Origin of the sequence: Bradyrhizobium sp. AZCC 2289 (assembly GCF_036924615.1) — a bacterium.
GTDB lineage: Bacteria > Pseudomonadota > Alphaproteobacteria > Rhizobiales > Xanthobacteraceae > Bradyrhizobium.
The window spans coordinates 9,320,186-9,340,266 of record NZ_JAZHRY010000001.1 but is presented as its reverse complement, the minus strand read 5'-3'; the positions used below and the strand labels follow the sequence as shown (position 1 = coordinate 9,340,266).

Annotated in this window: 18 protein-coding genes; 6 read left to right on the top strand and 12 right to left on the bottom strand. The window is 63.4% G+C overall.

Annotation, left to right across the window (positions count from 1 at the left end):
* Positions 1-90: 90 nt before the first annotated feature.
* The 9 genes from V1289_RS43785 to V1289_RS43745 form a co-directional block, all read right to left on the bottom strand.
* Positions 91-531, bottom strand: coding sequence for a TfoX/Sxy family protein (locus V1289_RS43785; RefSeq protein ID WP_334405777.1), 441 nt, complete (start codon positions 529-531; stop codon positions 91-93).
* A gap of 156 nt (positions 532-687) precedes the next feature.
* Positions 688-1,092, bottom strand: a complete 405-nt coding sequence (locus V1289_RS43780; protein WP_074277105.1) for a HesB/IscA family protein — start codon at positions 1,090-1,092, stop codon at positions 688-690.
* Positions 1,093-1,166: 74 nt separating this feature from the next.
* Complete coding sequence (locus V1289_RS43775) at positions 1,167-1,538, bottom strand: SUF system Fe-S cluster assembly protein (protein ID WP_309184577.1); 372 nt, start codon at positions 1,536-1,538, stop codon at positions 1,167-1,169.
* Positions 1,535-2,782: a cysteine desulfurase gene (locus V1289_RS43770; protein WP_334405776.1), complete on the bottom strand. Its 1,248-nt coding sequence runs from the start codon at positions 2,780-2,782 to the stop codon at positions 1,535-1,537. Before V1289_RS43770 ends, V1289_RS43775 begins: the two co-directional genes overlap by 4 nt.
* On the bottom strand, positions 2,779-4,104 hold the full coding sequence (gene sufD / locus V1289_RS43765; RefSeq protein ID WP_334405775.1) for a Fe-S cluster assembly protein SufD: 1,326 nt from the start codon (positions 4,102-4,104) through the stop codon (positions 2,779-2,781). Before sufD ends, V1289_RS43770 begins: the two co-directional genes overlap by 4 nt.
* Before the next feature lie 18 nt (positions 4,105-4,122).
* Positions 4,123-4,875, bottom strand: coding sequence for a Fe-S cluster assembly ATPase SufC (gene sufC, locus V1289_RS43760; RefSeq protein ID WP_334405774.1), 753 nt, complete (start codon positions 4,873-4,875; stop codon positions 4,123-4,125).
* A 123-nt stretch (positions 4,876-4,998) separates the two neighbouring features.
* On the bottom strand, positions 4,999-6,480 hold the full coding sequence (sufB, locus tag V1289_RS43755; protein WP_334405773.1) for a Fe-S cluster assembly protein SufB: 1,482 nt from the start codon (positions 6,478-6,480) through the stop codon (positions 4,999-5,001).
* Between the two features lie 94 nt (positions 6,481-6,574).
* Positions 6,575-7,732: a cysteine desulfurase family protein gene (locus tag V1289_RS43750; protein WP_334405772.1), complete on the bottom strand. Its 1,158-nt coding sequence runs from the start codon at positions 7,730-7,732 to the stop codon at positions 6,575-6,577.
* Between the two features lie 171 nt (positions 7,733-7,903).
* Positions 7,904-8,068, bottom strand: coding sequence for a hypothetical protein (locus V1289_RS43745; protein ID WP_334405771.1), 165 nt, complete (start codon positions 8,066-8,068; stop codon positions 7,904-7,906).
* Here V1289_RS43745 and V1289_RS43740 point away from each other — a divergent pair.
* Both V1289_RS43740 and V1289_RS43735 read left to right on the top strand, forming a co-directional pair.
* Positions 8,055-8,702, top strand: coding sequence for an alpha/beta hydrolase (locus V1289_RS43740; RefSeq protein ID WP_074277112.1), 648 nt, complete (start codon positions 8,055-8,057; stop codon positions 8,700-8,702). The genes V1289_RS43745 and V1289_RS43740 overlap by 14 nt on opposite strands.
* Positions 8,703-8,716: 14 nt before the next feature.
* Positions 8,717-9,229 carry a DUF1697 domain-containing protein gene (locus tag V1289_RS43735; protein WP_334405770.1) on the top strand — a complete coding sequence of 171 codons (513 nt, stop codon included), beginning with the start codon at positions 8,717-8,719 and terminating at the stop codon, positions 9,227-9,229.
* Positions 9,230-9,232: 3 nt separating this feature from the next.
* Here V1289_RS43735 and V1289_RS43730 read toward each other — a convergent pair whose 3' ends face one another.
* Positions 9,233-9,910, bottom strand: coding sequence for a glutathione S-transferase family protein (locus tag V1289_RS43730; protein ID WP_334405769.1), 678 nt, complete (start codon positions 9,908-9,910; stop codon positions 9,233-9,235).
* A 116-nt stretch (positions 9,911-10,026) separates the two neighbouring features.
* On the bottom strand, positions 10,027-11,130 hold the full coding sequence (locus V1289_RS43725) for an anhydro-N-acetylmuramic acid kinase (protein ID WP_334405768.1): 1,104 nt from the start codon (positions 11,128-11,130) through the stop codon (positions 10,027-10,029).
* Between the two features lie 161 nt (positions 11,131-11,291).
* Between V1289_RS43725 and tyrS the strand changes: the two genes are divergently transcribed.
* Positions 11,292-12,545: a tyrosine--tRNA ligase gene (gene tyrS, locus V1289_RS43720; RefSeq protein WP_334405767.1), complete on the top strand. Its 1,254-nt coding sequence runs from the start codon at positions 11,292-11,294 to the stop codon at positions 12,543-12,545.
* Between the two features lie 55 nt (positions 12,546-12,600).
* The gene (locus V1289_RS43715) at positions 12,601-13,848 is read left to right on the top strand and encodes an MFS transporter (protein ID WP_334405766.1); all 1,248 of its coding nucleotides are present in this window, start codon (positions 12,601-12,603) and stop codon (positions 13,846-13,848) included.
* 30 nt (positions 13,849-13,878) lie between these two features.
* Here the strand turns inward: V1289_RS43715 and V1289_RS43710 are convergent, their stop codons facing one another.
* Positions 13,879-17,592: a YhdP family protein gene (locus V1289_RS43710; RefSeq protein WP_334405765.1), complete on the bottom strand. Its 3,714-nt coding sequence runs from the start codon at positions 17,590-17,592 to the stop codon at positions 13,879-13,881.
* Positions 17,593-17,820: 228 nt separating this feature from the next.
* Here V1289_RS43710 and V1289_RS43705 point away from each other — a divergent pair, with 228 nt between their 5' ends.
* Positions 17,821-18,540, top strand: coding sequence for a peroxiredoxin (locus V1289_RS43705; RefSeq protein WP_334407908.1), 720 nt, complete (start codon positions 17,821-17,823; stop codon positions 18,538-18,540).
* Between the two features lie 164 nt (positions 18,541-18,704).
* Positions 18,705-20,075, top strand: coding sequence for a peptidoglycan DD-metalloendopeptidase family protein (locus V1289_RS43700; RefSeq protein ID WP_334405763.1), 1,371 nt, complete (start codon positions 18,705-18,707; stop codon positions 20,073-20,075).
* Positions 20,076-20,081: the final 6 nt, after the last annotated feature.

Here is a 20,081-nt window from a genome sequence, read left to right as displayed (position 1 = left end):
CGCGCCCGAGACAGGCTCCGCGCCGTCTCGAACCATGAGGCCCCGACCTCGCTTGCGGCCATCCTTCGAGACGCGCGCGTTGCGCGCTCCTCAGGATGAGGATTTTTTTCGCGACGCCATCTTTTTCTTCTTCGCCGCCGCTTTGACTTTAGCCACAGGCTTCTTCGCCGCAGCCGTCCTAGCCGCCGCCTTGCGCGCCTTCGGGCGCTTGCGCAACGCCGCGCGCTGCGCGGCTGCCAGCGCCACCCTCGCCCAACCCGCCAGTTCTTCGGAATCGTCGAACAGACGCGCCGGCAATTGCCAGTACGAGTTCACCGTGACGGTTTTGGCCCGCGTCTGGTATTGAAACGGCTTTGAACCTTCGGCCTCGAACTGCGGAATGCTCTGTTCGTCGGCACGGAAGTAAAGTCCGGCGCGCAGCGCCAGCGCGAAATTGGTGCCGTCGGCGGAGATGCCGAAGCCGGAGAACATCTTCCTGATGGTCACCGGGCCGAAATCCGCAAACAGGTCGATCAGGAAATCGCGGTCCATCTATCCACCGTCGTCCCGGCCTTGCGCCGGGACCCATACGCGTGTCATCGCGCAGGGGCACTATGGTCGACGTCTTTGCCCGAAATCAACCGCCGGTGATTATGGGTCCCGGCTCCTGATGCGCAATTGCGCATAAGGGCCAGGACGACGACGCGGTCAGACCTTCGCCGGCGTCAGCTGCACCGACTCGCCGCAACCGCAGGCGCCGGTCTGGTTCGGGTTGTTGAAGATGAACTGCGACTGCATCTTGTCGGCCTTGTAGTCCATCTCGGTGCCGAGCAGGAACAGCACCGCCTTGGGATCAACCAGAATCTTGACGCCCTTGTCCTCGACGACCTCGTCGGTGGGGCGTACCTCGTGGGCGTATTCCACGGTGTAGGACTGCCCGGCGCAGCCGCCATTCTTGATCCCCACCCGGAGGCCTACGATTTCGGAATCGGCGCGCCTGGTCAGTTCCGTGATCCGCTGGGCGGCGGCTTCGGTCAGTTTCATGACCTGCGGGCGCGGCCGCGGCTTCGGCTTGGCGGCGGGTGTAGGTGAAGCGGGTGTCATGTCAGTCATGTGATCATTCCCAGCGGCAAATCAATGCCGGTCTTCGCGAACAGATTAAGCGAAATCCTCTAACGCTTCACATCTCACCACATATTGAGGACGAGTCGGGCCTCGTCGGACATCCGGTCCGGCGTCCACGCCGGGTCCCACACCAGATTGACATTGACGACGCCGACGCCGGGAACGCTGGCAATCGCGTTCTCCACCATGGTCGGCAATTCGCCGGCCGCCGGACAGTTCGGCGTGGTCAGCGTCATCATGACGTCGACGCCACGGTCGTCCTTGAGGTCGACCTTGTAGATCAGGCCGAGCTCATAGATATCGGCCGGAATCTCCGGATCGAACACCGTCTTCAACGCGGCCACGATCTCGCCGCCGAGCCGCTCGGTCTCCTCCGGCGGCAGCGCCGAGATGGTCTCCATATTGGCGGTTTTGATTTCGGCTATGTCGGTCATGAAAACAATTCCCGCGCCTTGATCAGCGCCCGTGCCAGATGGTCGACTTCTTCTCTTGTATTATACATTCCAAACGACGCGCGGCAGGTGGCTGTGACATTGAACCGCTCTAAAAGCGGCATCACGCAATGGGTGCCGGCGCGCACCGCAATGCCCTGCCGGTCGATCACGGTCGCGACATCGTGGGGATGGGCGCCCTTCATCTCGAACGAAATCACCGGTCCCTTGCCCTTTGCGGTGCCGATCAGGCGCAGCGAATTGATTTCGCGCAGGCGCTCTTGCGCGTAGGCCAGGAGATCGTTCTCGTGGGCGGCGATGCGCTCCTTGCCGATCGAATTGACGTAGTCGATCGCAGCCCCCAGCCCGATCGATTCCACGATCGCGGGCGTGCCGGCCTCGAATTTGTGCGGCGGGTCGCCATAGGTGACCCAGTCCCTTTTGACCTCGCGGATCATCTCGCCGCCGCCGTTGTACGGGCGCATCGCGACGAGCAGATCGTGCTTGGCATAGAGCACGCCGATGCCGGTCGGGCCGTACAGCTTGTGGCCAGTGAAGACGTAGAAATCCGCGTCGATATCCTGCACGTCGATCGCAAGGTGCACGGCGGCCTGGCTGCCGTCGACCAGCACCGGAATGCCGCGGGCATGCGCGAGCTTCACCACGTCCTTGACCGGCACGATGGTGCCGAGCGCGTTCGACATTTGCGTGATCGCGACCAGTTTGGTTCGCGGGCCGAGCAGCTTTTCGAATTCCTCGATCAGGAAATTGCCTTCGTCATCGACCGGCGCCCATTTGATGACGGCGCCGTGACGCTCCCGGAGGAAATGCCAGGGCACGATGTTGGAATGGTGCTCCATGATCGAGAGGACGATCTCGTCGCCCTCGCCGATATTCGGCTCGCCCCAGGACGACGCCACGAGGTTGATGGCCTCGGTGGCGTTGCGGGTGAAGACGATCTCTTCGGTGCGGCGAGCGTTGAGGAATTTTGCCACCTTGGCGCGGCCGCCTTCGTAGGCTTCGGTGGCGGCATTGGCGAGGTAATGCAGCCCGCGATGCACGTTGGCGTATTCGCTTCTGTAGGCCTCGGTCATGCGATCGAGCACGGCATTCGGCTTCTGCGCGGAGGCGGCGTTGTCGAGATAGACCAGCGGCTTGCCATAGACCTTCAGGGCCAGCGCCGGGAAATCCTCCCGCACGCGGGCGACGTCATAAGAGCCGTTCAGGACCGCCGGATGCATGGTCACCCCCTCGCCTCCAGCCAGCGCTGCGCCGCCGAGATCGCGACTTCACGCAAGGTGTCGTTGGCGATGGACTCGATGGCCTCGCCGACAAAAGCCTGGATCAGCAGCGCCTGGGCTTCCTTCTCGGACAGGCCGCGTGCGCGCAGGTAAAACAGCAGGCTCTCGTCCAGCGCGCCGGTGGTGGCGCCATGACCGCAGGTGACGTCGTCGGCAAAGATTTCCAGCTCCGGCTTGTTGTCGGCCTCGGCCTCGTCGGACAGCAGCAGCGCGCGGGTCATCATCTTGGCGTCGGTCTTCTGCGCCTTGGGGCGCACAACGATGCGGCCCTGGAACACCGAATGGCCGCGATCGTCGACGACCGCACGGAAAACTTCGCGGCTGTCGCAATGCGGCACCGCATGATCGAGGAACAGCGTGGTGTCGGCGTGCTGGCGGCCGTTGAGCAAATTGACGCCGTTGGTCTCGACCCGCGAGCCCTCGCCCGCGAACGCGATGGTCGCCTGATAGCGGCTGACATTCGCGCCCGAGGTCATGCCGAACGTATTGAAATGCGCGTGCGCGCCCAGCGTGACGATAGCGGAAGCAATGTTGAAGGCGTCGCGGCCGTCCTCGACCAGGCGAACGTGGTCGAGCCGCGCATGGTTGCCGATCGAGACGATCAGGGAATCATACGCCTGATAGGCTTTGGCCCCATCGGCAGCGATATAGCTCTCCACCAGCGTGGCGCCGGAATCCTTGCCGAGGCGAAGCATCGAGCGGGTAAACATCGCCGCCGGCGTGCCGCCGCTGGCGATATGGACGATATGCAGCGGCTCCGTCAGCACGGCGCCATCGGCGACATCGATCACCATTCCGTCCGTCATCATCGCGCTGTTGAGCGCGACCATCGGATTGGAATTGTCAGGCGCGAACAGCTGTGTGTGGAGCATGGCATCGCCTGCTTCCAGCACCTCGCGCAGGGTGCGGATTCCAAGTCCCTTTTCGGGATCGCCGAGTTCGGACAGTTTTGGTGCAAACACGCCATCCACCAGCACCAGCCGCCGCGCGCCCGCGACCGCATGTAGCTTCAATGCGGAACCGGCGCGGGTGAGCGCCGGGCCGTCGGGTGCCGGCGCGAGCGGCAGCACCTCGCGCATCAGCGCGCGCAGATCGGTATATTTCCAGTCTTCGATCCGCCGGTGCGGCAGGCCCTCGCGGCCGTAGGCGTCGAACGCCTGCCGCCTGTGATCGGAGACCTTGCCGGTACCGGCAAGCCGGTCGCGCGCGATCGCGAAAGCATCGCTCATCGCACGTCCGGTTTCGGTCTTTGCCACAACAACGTTCATGATCAAATCCGTCTGGCGTCAGGCAGCATCTTCGAACTGGGCGTAGCCGGAAGCCTCGAGTTCCAGCGCCAGTTCCTTGCCGCCGCTTTTGACGACGCGGCCCTTCGACATCACGTGCACGAAATCAGGCACGATGTAGTTGAGCAGCCGCTGGTAGTGCGTGATCACGACCATCGCCCGCTCCGGCGAGCGCAGCGCGTTGACGCCGTCGGCGGCGACCCGCAGCGCGTCGATGTCGAGGCCGGAATCCATCTCATCGAGGATGCAGACGGCGGGCTCGAACAGCGCCATCTGCAAAATCTCGTTGCGCTTCTTCTCGCCGCCGGAAAAGCCGACATTGACGCCGCGGCGAAGCATTTCCTGCGGGATGTTCAGCCGGGCCGCGACCTCACGCACTTTCCTCAGAAAGTCCGGCGTGGAGAATTCGCTCTCGCCGCGCGCCTTGCGCTGCGCGTTCAGCGCGGTGCGCAGGAAATTCATGGTGGCGACGCCGGGAATCTCGACCGGATACTGGAACGCCAGGAACACGCCCTTGGCGGCGCGCTGGTCCGGCGACATCTCCAGCAGGTCCTCGCCCCTGAACAGGATCTCGCCGCCGGTGACTTCATAGCCCGGCTTGCCCGCGATGACGTGGCTCAGCGTCGATTTGCCGGAGCCGTTCGGCCCCATGATCGCGTGCACCTCGCCCGGATTCACCGCGAGCGACAGCCCGTGGAGAATTTCGCGATCCTCGACACGGACCTGCAGATTTTTGACTTCGAGTAGTGACATCATTTTCTTCCGTTTTGATCCTCGTCCTGAGGAGCGCCGAAGGCGCGTCTCGAAGGACGTAGCCGACAAACTTTCCTCTCATCCTTCGAGACGGCCGCTATGCGGCCTCCTCAGGATGAGGCCCTATCCAACCGAACCTTCAAGGCTGATCGAGATCAGCTTCTGCGCTTCCACCGCAAATTCCATCGGCAGTTGCTGCAGCACGTCCTTCACAAAGCCGTTGACCACGAGGCCGACGGCTTCTTCCTGGCTGAGCCCGCGCTGCACGCAGTAGAACAGCACGTCTTCCGAGATCTTCGACGTGGTCGCCTCGTGCTCGAACAGCGCCGACGAATTCTTAGCTTCCACGTACGGCACGGTGTGCGCGCCGCATTTGTCGCCGATCAGCAGCGAATCGCAGGCGGTAAAATTGCGCGCGCCGGTCGCCTTGCGGTGGGCGGTGACGAGGCCGCGATAGGTGTTTTGCGAGACACCGGCGGCGATGCCCTTGGAGATGATCCGGCTCGTCGTGTTCTTGCCGAGATGGATCATCTTGGTGCCGCTATCGACCTGCTGGTGGCCATTCGAAATCGCGATCGAGTAGAACTCGCCGCGGGAATTATCACCGCGGAGAATGCAGCTCGGATATTTCCAGGTGATTGCTGATCCCGTCTCGACCTGGGTCCAGGAGATCTTCGAATTGTTGCCGCGGCAGTCGCCGCGCTTGGTGACGAAATTGTAGATGCCGCCGACACCTTCGGAGTTGCCGGGGTACCAGTTCTGCACCGTCGAATATTTGATCTCGGCGTCGTCAAGCGTGACCAGCTCGACCACGGCGGCGTGCAGCTGGTTCTCGTCGCGCTGCGGCGCGGTGCAGCCTTCGAGATAGCTGACGTAAGCGCCCTTGTCGGCGATGATCAGCGTGCGCTCGAACTGGCCGGTGTTGCGCTCATTGATGCGGAAGTAGGTCGACAGCTCCATCGGGCAGCGCACGCCCGGCGGCACGTAGACGAACGAGCCGTCAGAAAACACCGCCGAATTCAGCGTCGCGAAATAATTGTCCGAGGTCGGCACGACCGTGCCGAGATACTTCTTCACCAGCTCCGGGTGCTCGCGGATCGCCTCCGAGATCGGCATGAAGATCACGCCGGCCTGCTTCAGCTCCTTCTGGAAGGTGGTCGCCACCGAAACCGAATCGAACACCGCGTCGACCGCGATCCTGCGCTCGCCTTCGGGGCGCACGACGCCTTCCAGCACCTCGACCTCGCGCAGGGGAATGCCGAGCTTTTCATAGGTTTTCAGGATTTCCGGATCGATCTCGTCGAGCGAGGCGACCTGCTTCTTCGGCTTCGGCGCCGAGTAGTAATACAGATCCTGGTAATCGATCTTGGGGTAGTTGACCCGCGCCCAGGTCGGCTCGGTCATGGTCAGCCAGCGCCGATAGGCCTCCAGACGCCATTCCAGCATCCACGCCGGCTCGTTCTTCTTTGCGGAGATGAAACGGACGGTGTCTTCTGACAGCCCCTTGGGGGCCTTGTCGGACTCGATAAGTGTCTCGAATCCATATCGATATTGATCGACGTCGATCCGCCTGACGCGGTCGACCGTCTCTTGTACGGCAGCCATTCCATCCTCCGCTCGCGGTTTCAAGGACCGCGGTGGACCAATTCCGTAAGTCTACTACGATGCTTTTGGGACGAGATCACCTGCTTAGAACCGTTCAAGCTGTGTTTCGTCGTCTCTCTCTAAGTAAGGTATTGGCGAGCTTTCGCCAAGTCTTAAGCGTCAGATCAATGTCTGTCTCTGATGTGGACCAGCCCAGACTGAGCCGCACGGCTCCCTGCGCCAGCTCGTGGCTGAGGCCCATGGCCGCCAGAACGTGCGACGGTTGAACTTTCCCCGACGAACAGGCGGACCCCGAAGATACCGCGATACCGTCGAGATCGAACCCGATCACGGCGGTTTCGGCCTTCAGGCCGGGAACAGTGAACAGAGTGGTATTCGGCAACCGCCGAACGTGGCCGGAGAACACGATCATCTCGGGGGTTTGGACCAGACCATTTTCGAGGCGTTCCCGCAGACCCCGCAATCGAACAGCGTCCTCTTCGAGCGCCGCCATCGCGGCCCTCGCGGCGGCCCCGAACGCCGAAATGCCCGCGACATTCTCGGTACCGGCACGGCGACCCAGTTCCTGCCCGCCGCCGCGCAACAGCGGCTCAAGCCCCTGCACGCCATCGGCCAGAACGACCGCGCCGACACCCTTGGGGCCACCGATCTTGTGCGCCGACAGCGTCACCAGATCGGCCTTCATCGAATCGATATCGAACGGGATTTTGCCGAGCGCCTGGATCGCATCGACATGCAGCAAACCGCCCGCCGCATGGACGATCTCGGCCGCTTCGGCGACCGGCTGCACCGCGCCGGTCTCGTTGTTGGCCAGCATCACGGACACCAGCGCCGCAGGCCCGCCGTCCAGCTTGGTGCGAAGATCGTCCAGGTCCAGCAGACCGGAACGCGTAACCGCGATGGTCCCGATTGCGTCGGCCGCAAACCGGCCGCCCGCGAGCACCGAGGCGTGCTCGATGGCCGAGACCAGCAATCTCTGAACCGGAAGACCGGCGCCTCGTCGCAAGCCCGGCGTCAGCGCCAGCGCGTTGGCCTCGGTCCCGCCTGAGGAAAACACCACGCCCTCGGGCCGGGCCGCGACGCTCGCTGCGACCGCAGCCCTTGCTTCCTCGACCAGCCGCCGCGCCCTGCGGCCCTCGGCATGAACAGAGGACGGGTTGCCGCTGATATCCCAAGCGGCCGCCATCGCTGCCCTGGCCTCCGGGCGGAGCGGCGTGGTCGCATTCCAGTCGAGATAGACGCGGTTAGGCATAGAGTATGATATTACCTAAATTCTTGAGATTCGGACGCCGGAACGGGGCACCGCCCCCGCCGCGAGCTTTATCGCAATTGGGGGATCGAGACCTCGCTTGCAATCGCAAGCTAACGCTTTGAACACGCTTTGAGATGTTCAAGAAGCTTGCTTTTTGCCCCTCGCCTCATGCTAGAACGCGGCCTCCAGTTCACCGAGCGCCGCTCGCGCATCGCCCGACGACGCCTGATCACCCTTTCCATGAGCCACTTTGTCTGCGCAGTCGCCGATGAAGTCAGCACAAATCGGTTGATTGCCGAAGGGATCAATCAAGGGATCACTGATGCCTGAAGTCATTTTCACCGGCCCCGCAGGCCGCCTCGAAGGCCGTTATCATCCGGCCAAGCAGAAGAATGCGCCGATTGCGATGGTGCTGCATCCGCACCCGCAGTTTCGCGGCAGCATGAATCATCCGATCGTCTATCAGGTCTACTACGCCTTCGCCGCGCGCGGATTTTCCGTGCTGCGTTTCAACTTCCGCGGCGTCGGCCGTAGCCAGGGATCGTTCGACCACGGCACCGGCGAATTGTCTGATGCCGCTTCCGCACTCGATTGGGCGCAGACCATCAACCCGGAGGCGCGCGCCTGCTGGGTCGCCGGCTTTTCCTTCGGCGCCTGGATCGGCATGCAGCTTTTGATGCGCCGTCCCGAGGTCGAAGGTTTTATCTCGATTGCACCCGAACCCAACCGCTACGACTTCTCGTTTCTGGCGCCCTGCCCCTCGTCGGGCCTGATCGTCCATGGCGAAAAGGACATTGTGGCGCCGGCGAAAGACGTCACCACCCTGGTCGAGAAGCTGAAGACCCAAAAGGGCATCGTGATCGACCAGCAAACCATTCCCGGCGCCAACCATTTCTTCGAAGACAAGATGGAGCCGCTGATGGAGACCGTGACCGGCTATCTCGACATGCGGCTGGCCAACGTCCGCTAGCCGCTGGGTTCGCCGTGACCGCCTTCGTCGCCCTGCTGCGTGCGGTGAATGTCGTCGGCACCGGCAAATTGCCGATGAGCGATCTGAAGGAGATGTGCGAGGCGCTGGGATTTGGCGGCGTCCGCACCTACATCGCCAGCGGTAATGTCGTGTTCACCAGCCGCAAATCCGAAGCGGCGGTGAAATCGGCGCTGCAGGCGCGGCTTGAAGCCTATGCCGGCAAGCCGGTCGGCGTGTTGGTGCGATCCGCCGCCGAACTGCAGGCCGTGCTCAGGGATAACGTGTTTCCAAAGGCGCCGGCGAACCGGACCGTCGCCGTGTTCCTCGACCATGCGCCGCCGGCCGACACGCTCGCCGCGATCCGCGGGCGCAAGGACGAGCAGATCGGATTGGGCACGCGCGAGATCTACATCCACTACGGCGACGGCATGGCGAAATCGAAACTGGTGGTGCCCGCGGCCAAGACCGGAACGGCGCGCAACATCAATACGGTCGCCGCCCTCGCCAAAATGGCCGCCGATTTGTAAGCGTCAGGCCGCCAGTTTCAGCATGTGCGCGTCATAACGAACCAGGAACGCGTGCAGCAATTGCGGATAGTCGGCGCCGACCGCCGACCGGACACTCGGCCGCTTGGCGAGTTCGGTTCGCCACGCGCGCACCTTCGGCGTGTCAGCGAAGATTGAAAGATCGATCAGCGTGTCGAACACGTCGAAATAACGAAAGATCGGCGCGAACACGGCGTCCACCAGGCTGAAAGCTTCACCGGCGAAGAACGGGCCTGCTCCCAAGGCGTCTTCGACCCGCGCAAATTTCGCGGCGACCGCGACCCGTTTGCTTTCGAAGATGGCAGGATCCCCGGTGGTTTCTAGGCCCCATAACTCGCTCAGAATAGTTGAGCCGAACTCCATCCACGCCCGGTGCTGCGCACGCTGCAGCGGATCCTGCGGATGCAGCTTTGCGCCACCCTGGGTGTCCTCGATGTATTCGCAGATCACGTTGCTTTCGAACAGCACCGCCTCGCCGTCGTTAGTGCCGACACGCAGCACCGGCACCTTGCCGAGCGGCGAAATCTTCAGAAACCAGTCCGGCTTGTTGGCGAGGTCGATGTCGATCCGCTCGAACGGAACGCCCTTCTCGGTGAGCGCAATGACGGCGCGTTGCACATAGGGGCAAAGCTTGTGGCTGATCAAAGTGAGCTTCGGCGTCATGACGATCTCCGGCACGCAAGCCCACATGCATGCTTCATGCGTTCGCATGCAAATTAGATGCGTTTGCATGGAATCGTCAAGGTCGATGCAATTGCATCAACAATTCTTGATCCCGATCAGGGTCTGGCGATAATCCCGCCGGTCATCGGAATCGGCACGCCCGTGGTGGCGGGGTAGCTCAGCGGCAGCCCCTTCAGGCCCCGCGCGGCCAAGAAGCCAAACGCCTGCGCCTCGATGGCGTCGGCCGACCAGCCGAGCGCGTCCGCAGCCTCGACGGTCGCGGGCTGAAGCCGCTCGCGCAGCATCCGCAACATGGTCATGTTGCGGGCGCCGCCGCCGGCCACGATCCAGCTTTTCGGCGGCTTCGGCAGCAAGGGCACGATCCGGGCGATCGCCGCAGCCGTGAGGGCCGTCAACGTCGCGGCGCCATCGTCGGCACGCATCTCGGGCAGTTTCAGCGCGGCGAAATCGTTGCGATCGAGCGATTTGGGCGGCGGCAACGCGAAGAACGGCAGTTCCAGCGCGCGCGCGATCCAAGCCTCGTCGGGCCTGCCCTGGGCGGCCAGGCGGCCCTCCGTGTCAAAACCCTGGTTCATCACGCGGTACATGAAATCGTCGAGCAAGGCGTTGCCCGGCCCGGTGTCGCAGGCGATCAGCGTATCCTGCCCGTCGATATAGGTGATATTGGAAACGCCGCCGATATTGACCACCACGATCGGCCCTTCGCGCTGCAGCGATTGCGCCAGCGCGCGGTGATAGACCGGCACGAACGGCGCGCCCTGCCCGCCGGCGGCGACGTCGGCGGCGCGGAAATCATGCATCACCGGGATATGGATCGATTTGGCGAGTGCTGCAGCGTCGCCGATCTGAACGGTCAGCTTCCGCTCCGGGCGGTGCAGCACGGTCTGGCCGTGAAAGCCGACGATATCGATGTCCGAGCAGGAGATGCGGTTTTGCGCGGTAAAGGCGGCCACCGCCTCGGCATGTGCCAGCGTGACGGCCCGTTCGGCCTCGCGCAGGATGCCCGGCCGCGCATCGCGCTGCGGCAGGTCCTTGGCCTCGAACAGCGCATGGCGCAGCAGGCTGCGCTCGGTTTCGGTATAGGGCCGGTATCCGGACGGGCCGAACGCCCGTACCTGCCTGCCGTCGGTTTCAATCAAAGCGACATCGACCCCATCGAGCGAGGTGCCGCTCATCAGACCGATTGCCGTCAACATCATCCCAATAGTGCCTTCGTGACGCCTGCCCCCGACGCCCAGCTTGTGTCAAACAAGCACATCTTATAATGCCACAGCGCGTCCGGCTGCGGCAGCCTGTTTCGCAGGAGTTCCGCCACCTGTTGCAATTACCGTAAAATAAGAATGATCAGAGTCACCGACACATGACTGCATTTAAATCAGACTTTCTGAAGACCCTGCAGGAACGCGGTTTCATCCATCAATGCTCCGATTTCGAGGGGCTGGACGCGCTGGCCGCGAAAGGCCAGGCCACCGCCTATGTCGGCTACGACTGCACGGCGCCCTCGCTGCACATCGGCAACTATTTGACCATGATGATGCTGCACTGGCTGCAGGAGAGCGGCAACAAGCCGATCACCCTGATGGGCGGCGGCACCACCATGGTCGGCGACCCCTCCGGCAAGGACGAATCGCGCGCGCTGCGCAGCGTCGCCGAGATCGAAGCCAACAAGGCCTCGATCCGCGGCGTGTTCGCCAAGGTGCTGCGCTACGGTTCCGGCCCCAGCGATGCGGTCATGCTCGACAATGCCGAATGGCTGACCAGGCTGAACTGGATCGAAATGCTGCGCGACATCGGCCGGCATTTCTCGATCAACCGCATGCTGACGATGGACTCGGTGCGCCTGCGTCTCGAACGCGAGCAGGAGATGAGTTTCATCGAATTCAACTACATGGTGTGCCAGGCCTATGACTTCGTCGAATTGTCGCGGCGCGTCGATTGCCGCCTGCAGATGGGCGGCTCCGACCAATGGGGCAACATCGTCAATGGCGTCGACCTCGGCCGCCGCATGGGCACGCCGCAATTGTTCGCGCTGACGACGCCGCTGTTGACGACGGCCTCCGGCGACAAGATGGGCAAGACCGCCAAGGGCGCGGTCTGGCTCAACGCCGATCAGTTCAGCCCGTACGATTTCTGGCAATACTGGCGCAACGTCGAAGACGCCGACGTCGTGAAATTCCTGAAACTGTTCACGATCCTGCCGATCAGCGAGATCGCAAAGCTTGCGACGCTGCAGGGCGGCGAGATTAACGAGGCCAAGAAGGTGCTGGCGACCGAGGCGACCGCGCTGCTGCATGGCCGCGATGCCGCCAACGCCGCAGCCGAAACGGCGCGGCAGACTTTTGAGGAAGGCGCGATCGCCGAGAACCTGCCGACGGTCGAGATTTCGACGGGCGAACTTGAGGCCGGCATCGGCGTGCTTGCCGTCTTCGTCAAGGCGGGCCTGGTCGCATCGAACGGCGAGGCACGCCGCCAGATCAAGGGCGGCGGCGTTCGCGTCAACGACGCCGCGGTCACCGACGAGAAGATGGCGCTGACATCAGCCAATCTCACCCCGGAAGGCGTGATCAAACTGTCGCTCGGCAAGAAGCGTCACGTCCTGCTCAAGCCTGCATAGGCGTATTCGCGTTAGGCACTTGCTCGGGGCCACGGAAACGCGCTCCCTGCCCTACATGGATAAAAGTACGCCTCCGGGGGATACGCTCACAAAACCGCTGAAGCCGGCGCGGGTGGCGCTCAACGTGCTGGCGCTGTGCTTCACCCTGTCCGTGCTCGGCCGCGGCCTCGGCGAGAGTTTTACGGTTTTCTTAAAACCGATCTCGGAGAATTTCGGCTGGGACCGCGCCCAGGTGGTCTCGGTCTATTCGCTGACCTGGCTCGCGGGTGGACTGATGGCGCCACTGGTCGGCCGGTTGTTCGACCGCTCTGGTCCGCGCACCGTCTATTCGCTCGGGCTGGCGCTGCTCGGCGGCGCGTTCCTGGTCGCGGCGCACGCGCAGGCGCTCTGGCAGTTCCAGCTCAGCGTCGGCCTGTGCGTCGGGGTCGGCATTGCCCTGATCGGCACCGTGCCGAACTCGATCCTGCTCGGCCGCTGGTTCGGCCCGCGGCTGCCGACCGCAATGGCAGTCGTATATTCTGCGACCGGCGCAGGGATCCTGATCCTGCTGCCGGCCTCGCAACTGCTGATCGAACGGATCGGCTGGCGCGACGCCTATCAACTGTTCGGAACCGTGGCTCTGTTCCTGCTGTTGCCGTTGCTGATGCTACCGTGGCGGCTGTTCGCCACCGGCTCACCGCACATCCCCGGCAAGAGCGATGCCGGCTTCATCGACTCAGGCTGGACGCTCAAGAGCGCGATGCGCCACCACGTCTTCTGGGCATTATTCTCCACGTTCTTTTTCACCGCGGTCGCGATGTATGCGATCACGGCGCAAATCGTCGCCTATCTGATCGACGCCGGATTCCCTCCGTTGCAGGCCGCGACCGCCTGGGGCTTTTCCGGCGTCGTGCTGGTGTTCGGCATGCTCGGCGTCTCGACGCTCGACGGCATCATCGGCCGCAGGCCATCGGTGTTGTTCAGCTACGGGGTCTCGATCGCCGGAATCATCATGCTCTGGCTGTTACAATATTATCCGAACTTCTGGCTGCTGACGGGCTTCGTCGTCTGCTTCGGCAGCATGATCGGTTCGCGCGGCCCGCTGATCACGGCAACCGCACTTAACATCTTTCGCGGCCAGCGGGTCGGGACGATCTTCGGAACGATTTCGATCGGCAGCGGGCTTGGATCGGGGCTTGGCTCCTGGAGCGGCGGCCTGATCCACGACTGGACCCACAGCTATAATCCGCTGTTTGCCTTCGCACTCGTCAACGTGGTGCTCGGATTGATCCCGTTCCTGGTGGTGCCGGCGCTGCGGCGCTGACGACAGCGTCCTGACCCTCGCGGAGCGCGCTCAGTTATTCGGCGGGAGATCGATCGGATTGTTTTGCTTGCCGGTGTTGAATTCAAAAATCTTCCGGAGCACGCCAGGCGCCATCGCCGAAATCGGATTGACGCGCAGCAACGGCTGGCCGGGGGTGCCGACCACTTCATAGGTCACGCCGATCAGGCCCTCATTGCTGCCGCCGCCGAGGAACAGGCCAATGACCGGAAGCTGGCCGAACATGTTGTTCAGCCCGTACATCGGAACGAAGGTGCCGCTCATGCGCACCGAATTGCCGGCATAGTCGATGCTGCCTTCGATGGTGGCGCCGATGGTCGGCCCCTTGACGACGCCGTCGCGGATCGTGAGCTGCCCGCTTTGCCGGGTGAACCCCGCGCGCAGCGCCGAGAACGCCACGCCGTTCTGCACGCCCACCGGTCCGCCGGCGGCGACGCGATCGAGTTCGGGCACGCCCTTGACCGTGAAGTTGCTGATATTGATCACGCCTTCCTTGGCGGTGGGTTCAACCGTGGGCGGCTCCATCGCAAGCGCGAGCTGCCCACCGATCACCTTGGAGTAGGTGTCGGTAAAGCGGAGGAACGCGCCGGCATCGTCGGTCTCCAGGACGATCACATCGCGTCCCTGTCTTTGCGCGCGGCGCAAGTCTGCCGCGACCGGCGTATCGCGCCCGACCTTGCCGTTCAACGTAAAGCTCTTGATGGCGCCGCTGCGCCGCGACATCTTGGCATCGACGCTGCGCAGCGCCTCGCCGTTGAAGCCGGCGACCGCACCAAGCTTGAGGTCGATGTCAAAATCGATGTTCTTGGTCTTGCTCTTGGGGTCGGCTTCCTTGCCCGAGATCGCCGATTTGAGGAAGCCGCGGCCATCGAACACGTCGCCGCGCATGATGACCTTGACGACGCCGTCGGGGCCGCGTTCGGCTTTAAGCGAGGTCTTGTCGCCTTCCGAGGGCGCATAGGTCGGGAAGTTCGAATTCAGGAGATCGCCGTTCTGGTCGACTTCCAGCGATCCCTTGATCGAGGCGCCGCTGCCATCGATGACGATATCCTGGAACAGGGTCGATTGCGGTTTCTGCACCACATTGAAGGTCGCTTTCCCCGACTTGCCTGGCACCTTGACCCAGCCCGGCAATATGTTGTCGAGCTTCAGCGAGGTGAGGTCGGCCTCGATGCCGAGTTTGCTGTCGTGATCGCTGCTGCCGCTGATCTTGCCGATCACCTTGACCGGGATGGCGCCGCTGATGGCCGGCCCAAGGTCGAGCCCAAGCCGCGCGCGGCTCGCATCGTCGAGCGTCGCCTGCAGTTTGACATCCGCGTCGCCCTCGCTCGGCTTGCGATAATCCAGCGCGGCCGGTTGCCCGTTGATCTTGACGTCGCCCTTGACCTGATAGCCGGCGTTGTTGGCCAGAACCTTCAACGTGCTGGCCTCGAGCTTCTGGTTCATCACGAGCTTGTCGGCGGCAAACCCGCCGAGATCGGCGCTGACGGTGTAGGTGGTGTCGGCCTTGGTCAGCTCGCGCTTGACCGGCAGGCCGAGCGTGACGATCGCGGAAACCGTTCCCTTGCTCGAATTGGGGTCGATCAGGGTGCCGGAGAATTCGCTGAGGCGGTCGGAGGCGAGAATTTCAGCCGCGGCCGGAACGGTGCCTTCGATCTTGAACTTCACTTTTGCCGGTGCGGGCTTCGGCGCCATGTCGGGCACTTCGAAGGCGAAATCGGAAATCATCAGCTTGCGCCCCGCCGGCGTATCGGCCGTGCCCTGCCCGATCGTCACCGTCGCGGTGCGCCCGGTCACCCGCGCCTTCAAATCGGCATCGCGGACCGACGGCATTTCGTCGACCGGCCGCACCGTGACGCCTGACGCCACGATGTTGACGGCGAGACCATCGTCCGGGATCGGGGGACCTTTGCGCGAAAGGTTTCGCACCGGCGAGTTGACGCCGACGTCGATGCGCTGGAGCGTGCCGCGGTCGATCCGATCGATCACCCATTCGCGCACCTCAGGCACGATCAGGATCGGCCACATCCGCTTCAGGGCGGAGGCCGACATCGGCGTTCCCGCAAACCCAAGCTGCAGGCGAGGCTCGCCCGAATAATCGATACTGCCGGTCCCGGCGACGCCGATCTCGCCATTGCTGATATCGGCCTGGGTCAGCAACACGCGCTTCTTGTCGGTGTCGAAGCGCAGCCCGATCGCAATGCGGTTGAAGATCAGCGGCTGTTCGTTGTCGTTCCCAGCCAGCACGATGGTGCCGCCGGAGAAGCCGGCCTGCCAATCGGTGACGCTGTCGTTCGGCGGCTCGAGATGGGCGAGCAGCGTGATCCGGTTCGAACCGGAAATGATCTTGAAGGGAGCCACCAGCACCCGCCGTCCGGAATCCCATTCGACGTTCATTTCCGCCGAGTCGATCACCATCGGATAATCGGGCGTATCGCTGTCGATGATGTGGCCCGCGCCCGCAATGATCTTGCCACGGAAATAGGTCGGCAAACCGTCGCGGCCCAGCTCGCCCTTCATCTCGCCGGAGAGCGGCAAATCCGTGCTGTAGGTGACGTCCTTCAGCCGCATCGCCAGCAGGATATTGGCGCTCGGCAGCTTGTCGGCACGCAAATCGACCGATCGCACGCCGTTGGCCTGTGGCCCCACCAGCACCCGCAGTGACCAAGGACGGGCGCCTTCTTCGCCAAGGCTCAGCGCCACCCCGCCGCCGCTCGGCCGGCGCAGGCTGAGGCTGATATTGTCAAAGGTCCATTTGTTGCCGCGCTGCTGATCGTCGACGACGAGATTGCCGTTCTTCAAGCCGATTTCGTTGAGGTTCTGTCCGTCGAGGCCGGTCAGGCTCAGGCTGTCGAGCCAATCGAGCCCAGCCAGCAGCCCGTTTTGCGTGGTGTCGGGAGCGGCGGCCGCCGCACTGGACGGCGCATTGGGCGACGCGGCACCGGGCGCAAGCGAGCCTGGGGTCTGGCGCGGGAATGTCGGCGCGATACCCGCCTCCCGCTTTGAGGCGACACCGGTGGCCAGTGGTTTTGCGGTGTCGCCGGCGGACACCGTCACCTGGCCGTCCGGCGTGATCCGCACGGCGAGTTCGGCATCCACCAGATTGAGGCTCTCGGCACGCAGCCGTCCCATCAGCAGCGCTGTGCCCGACAGTCGCACTTCGGCTTTTGGCGCACTCGCGACGATGGCGTGGTCACGGTCCCGGACGACGATGTCGCGGATACGCACCGCGATCCGGATTTTGCCCGCACGCTCGATCTGCGTACCGCCGACCTCGACCGTATTGCCGTGACCGATATTCTCCTCGATCGCCGCCGCCAGCCAGGGCGTCGCCACGTCGAGATTGATGGGTCCTGCTCCGAGCCGCCACCACAGCCCGCCGAAACAACCGCCGAAGATCACGGCCAACACCGCAATCACGACTGCCAGGCGTTTGACCCAGCGCTCGCCGCGGATCCATCGCCGCACCGCCGAGATGCTGTCGCCGAACCGGTGCAAGCCTGAATTGGAACGGGATAATAGCCGTCGCGCGCGGTGACACGCCGCCTCGTCGTGGTCCTGATCCCAGCCGGCCTCGTCTTCCCATTGGGAGACATTGCCCTCAGCACGCGGATTCGACCCTTGGGGCGAAGTATTCCTAGCCATTGCCTCTCGGTGCCGGCGCAGAGGTTGATCGCCGCCAAGGGCGCGCCCGTCGATCTCTCTCGAGCGCTCCTGTGCCGGCATCGCTGCCAATCCTCGATTAATACTGTTACTCGTCCCCAAGCCCAAGAACTCAATCAACGACGCGATCAAGGGCCTCTTCAACGAGCGGACGGGTGGTGCGTCGAATTTCTTGTAACCATACTCCGAGGTCATCAAACTTGCCCAGCGATCGGAGCGAATCCGGGCGTCCGGGACGAGACCCGCATTACCCTATTGGTTGATCCGCGGAAAGCGACGAAAGGAAGGCGTATGTCCAAGAAAACGCGCAAGAAATCCTCCACGAAACCGTCCAAGACGATCGCCAGGAAGGCCGCCCAAAAAGCGACCACGGCCAAGGCCGGCCGCGGCGGCTCAAAGGCGCCGGCCAAGCCGGCCAAGAAGCCCGCGGCAAAAGCCGGCAAGGCGGTGGCAAAGAAATCGGGCAAACCCGCTAACAGCGCTTCGGCAAAAGCCTCGCACACGCCCGCGTCGAAACCGTTAAAATCCGAGCAATCCGCTTCACCAAATTTGGCCGTGGAGGGCGCGAAGGCCCCCGCCTTCCACTTGCCCCGCGACGGCGGCGATCATGTCTCGCTCGCGGACTATGCCGGCAAGAAGCTGGTGTTGTTTTTCTATCCCCGCGCGGATACGCCGGGCTGTACCCGGGAGGCGATCGACTTCACTCGATTGAAGGGCGCCTTTGCCGAAAGCGGGACCGAGGTCCTGGGCATCTCAGCCGACACCGTGAAGGCACAAGAGTCCTTCAAAAACAAACATGAGCTCTCCATTCCTCTCATTTCAGATGAGCAACATGAGATGCTGGAGGCGTATGGTGCCTGGGGCGAAAAATCCATGTATGGCAGGACCTTTCTTGGAATACTTCGGACCACTGTTCTGATCGGCGCGGATGGCCGGGTTACCCGGATCTGGCGCAACGTTCGGGTCGACGGCCATGCCGACGAGGTTCTGGCGGCCGCCCAAGCCCTTTAAGCGTCTTGCTGGACGGGTTCCCTGACGCGAACCGTTATCCACGTCACTTGAAAACGCTCCAATTTACCGGGTTCCATTTCCGGAAAATTAACCATGAGGGGGTCAAATCGGCCGCGCAGAATTAAGCCGTACGGAGCTCCTGTCCGACCGGCGCGGGAGTGCCGATGTCGTATCGTTCCGGTCATCATTCCGAATATCACCAGCACCATCACCACCCCCAGGACCATGGCCGGGTGTCCCCTCGCCGCGCGGTGGCGCACGCCGCGTCCGCCGCCTCGGTCCAGGAGCGCAACGGTTACGCCATCGTCCACGCCGGCAAGCAGGTCCGGTTCGGCCCGGTCGTGTTCTGGATCGTGGTCGGCACGGTGACCGTACTCGGCATGTGGTCGGCGGCAACCGCGACCTATTTTGCGTTTCGCGACGACGTCTTGACGCGGCTGATCGCCCGTCAGGCCGAGATGCAATACGCCTACGAAGACCGCATCGCCGAATTACGCGCCAAGGTCGACCGCACCACCAGCCGGCAATTGCTCGATCAGGAACAGTTCGACCAGAAGCTCGACCAGATCATGCGCCGCCAGACCGCGCTGGAATCCCGCGCCACTGCCCTGGGCGCCATGCCGGATGCCACGGTGACCGGATCGATCCGGCCGTCGGCGCGCGGCACCGCCAGCGATACCTCATCGACGGCGACGCCAAAGCCCTCCCCGATCAGCGACACCGTGATCTTCGTCGCGCCGCCGGATCGCGAGGCGCGACTGGAATCCCGCGCGCCGCTGATTGCCAACCCGCAGCCGAACCAGTTTGCGAAGGTTCAGGGCGGCGTCGACAACGTCCTCGTCCGCCTGCAGACCTCGCTTGATCAGGTCGAGCGGCGCCAGATCGCAGCGCTGAGCTCGGTCGAAGACGGCATGGAATCGAAAGTGCGCCGGATGCGCGGGGTCATCACCGATCTCGGCCTCGACATGGCGCAGCTGGAGGCCGCAACGCCGCGCGCCGGCGTCGGTGGCCCCTTCGTTCCGGTCAAACTTACGGCCAACGCCGGGCCCTTCGAGCGCCAGCTTTACCAAATCAACGTCACCCGCGCCCAGGTCGATCGACTCAACCGGACGCTGGCGCTGGTGCCCTATCGCAAGCCCGTCGTCGGCGAGGTCGAATTCACCTCGGGCTTCGGCGTCCGCAGCGATCCCTTCCTCGGCCGGCCCGCCATGCACACCGGCCTCGATTTCCGCGCCGCCATGGGCGATCCCGTGCGCGCGACCGCGAACGGCAAGGTGGTCTCGTCGGGATGGGCGGGCGGCTATGGCCGCATGGTCGAAATCGACCACGGCAACGGGCTGTCGACCCGCTACGGCCATCTGTCGCAGATCAACGTCAAGGTCGGCGACCTCATCAAGATCGGACAGGTGATCGGCGAAGTCGGCTCGACCGGCCGCTCCACCGGTCCGCATCTGCACTATGAAACACGGATCGACGGCGACGCGGTCGATCCGCAAAAGTTCCTGCGCGCCGGCGTGCGGCTCAGCGCAGGCTAAATCCGA

Excerpts from the sequence above, each read along its gene's own strand:
- V1289_RS43785 (WP_334405777.1), bottom strand. The coding sequence starts at position 531 with ATGGACCGCGATTTCCTGATCGACCTGTTTGCGGATTTCGGCCCGGTG.
- V1289_RS43780 (WP_074277105.1), bottom strand. The coding sequence starts at position 1,092 with ATGACTGACATGACACCCGCTTCACCTACACCCGCCGCCAAGCCGAAG.
- V1289_RS43775 (WP_309184577.1), bottom strand. The coding sequence starts at position 1,538 with ATGACCGACATAGCCGAAATCAAAACCGCCAATATGGAGACCATCTCG.
- sufD (WP_334405775.1), bottom strand. The coding sequence starts at position 4,104 with ATGAACGTTGTTGTGGCAAAGACCGAAACCGGACGTGCGATGAGCGAT.
- sufC (WP_334405774.1), bottom strand. The coding sequence starts at position 4,875 with ATGTCACTACTCGAAGTCAAAAATCTGCAGGTCCGTGTCGAGGATCGC.
- sufB (WP_334405773.1), bottom strand. The coding sequence starts at position 6,480 with ATGGCTGCCGTACAAGAGACGGTCGACCGCGTCAGGCGGATCGACGTC.
- V1289_RS43750 (WP_334405772.1), bottom strand. The coding sequence starts at position 7,732 with ATGCCTAACCGCGTCTATCTCGACTGGAATGCGACCACGCCGCTCCGC.
- V1289_RS43740 (WP_074277112.1), top strand. The coding sequence starts at position 8,055 with ATGCCTGAAGTCATTTTCACCGGCCCCGCAGGCCGCCTCGAAGGCCGT.
- V1289_RS43745 (WP_334405771.1), bottom strand. The coding sequence starts at position 8,068 with ATGACTTCAGGCATCAGTGATCCCTTGATTGATCCCTTCGGCAATCAA.
- V1289_RS43730 (WP_334405769.1), bottom strand. The coding sequence starts at position 9,910 with ATGACGCCGAAGCTCACTTTGATCAGCCACAAGCTTTGCCCCTATGTG.
- V1289_RS43725 (WP_334405768.1), bottom strand. The coding sequence starts at position 11,130 with ATGATGTTGACGGCAATCGGTCTGATGAGCGGCACCTCGCTCGATGGG.
- tyrS (WP_334405767.1), top strand. The coding sequence starts at position 11,292 with ATGACTGCATTTAAATCAGACTTTCTGAAGACCCTGCAGGAACGCGGT.
- V1289_RS43715 (WP_334405766.1), top strand. The coding sequence starts at position 12,601 with ATGGATAAAAGTACGCCTCCGGGGGATACGCTCACAAAACCGCTGAAG.
- V1289_RS43710 (WP_334405765.1), bottom strand. The coding sequence starts at position 17,592 with ATGCCGGCACAGGAGCGCTCGAGAGAGATCGACGGGCGCGCCCTTGGC.
- V1289_RS43705 (WP_334407908.1), top strand. The coding sequence starts at position 17,821 with ATGTCCAAGAAAACGCGCAAGAAATCCTCCACGAAACCGTCCAAGACG.
- V1289_RS43700 (WP_334405763.1), top strand. The coding sequence starts at position 18,705 with ATGTCGTATCGTTCCGGTCATCATTCCGAATATCACCAGCACCATCAC.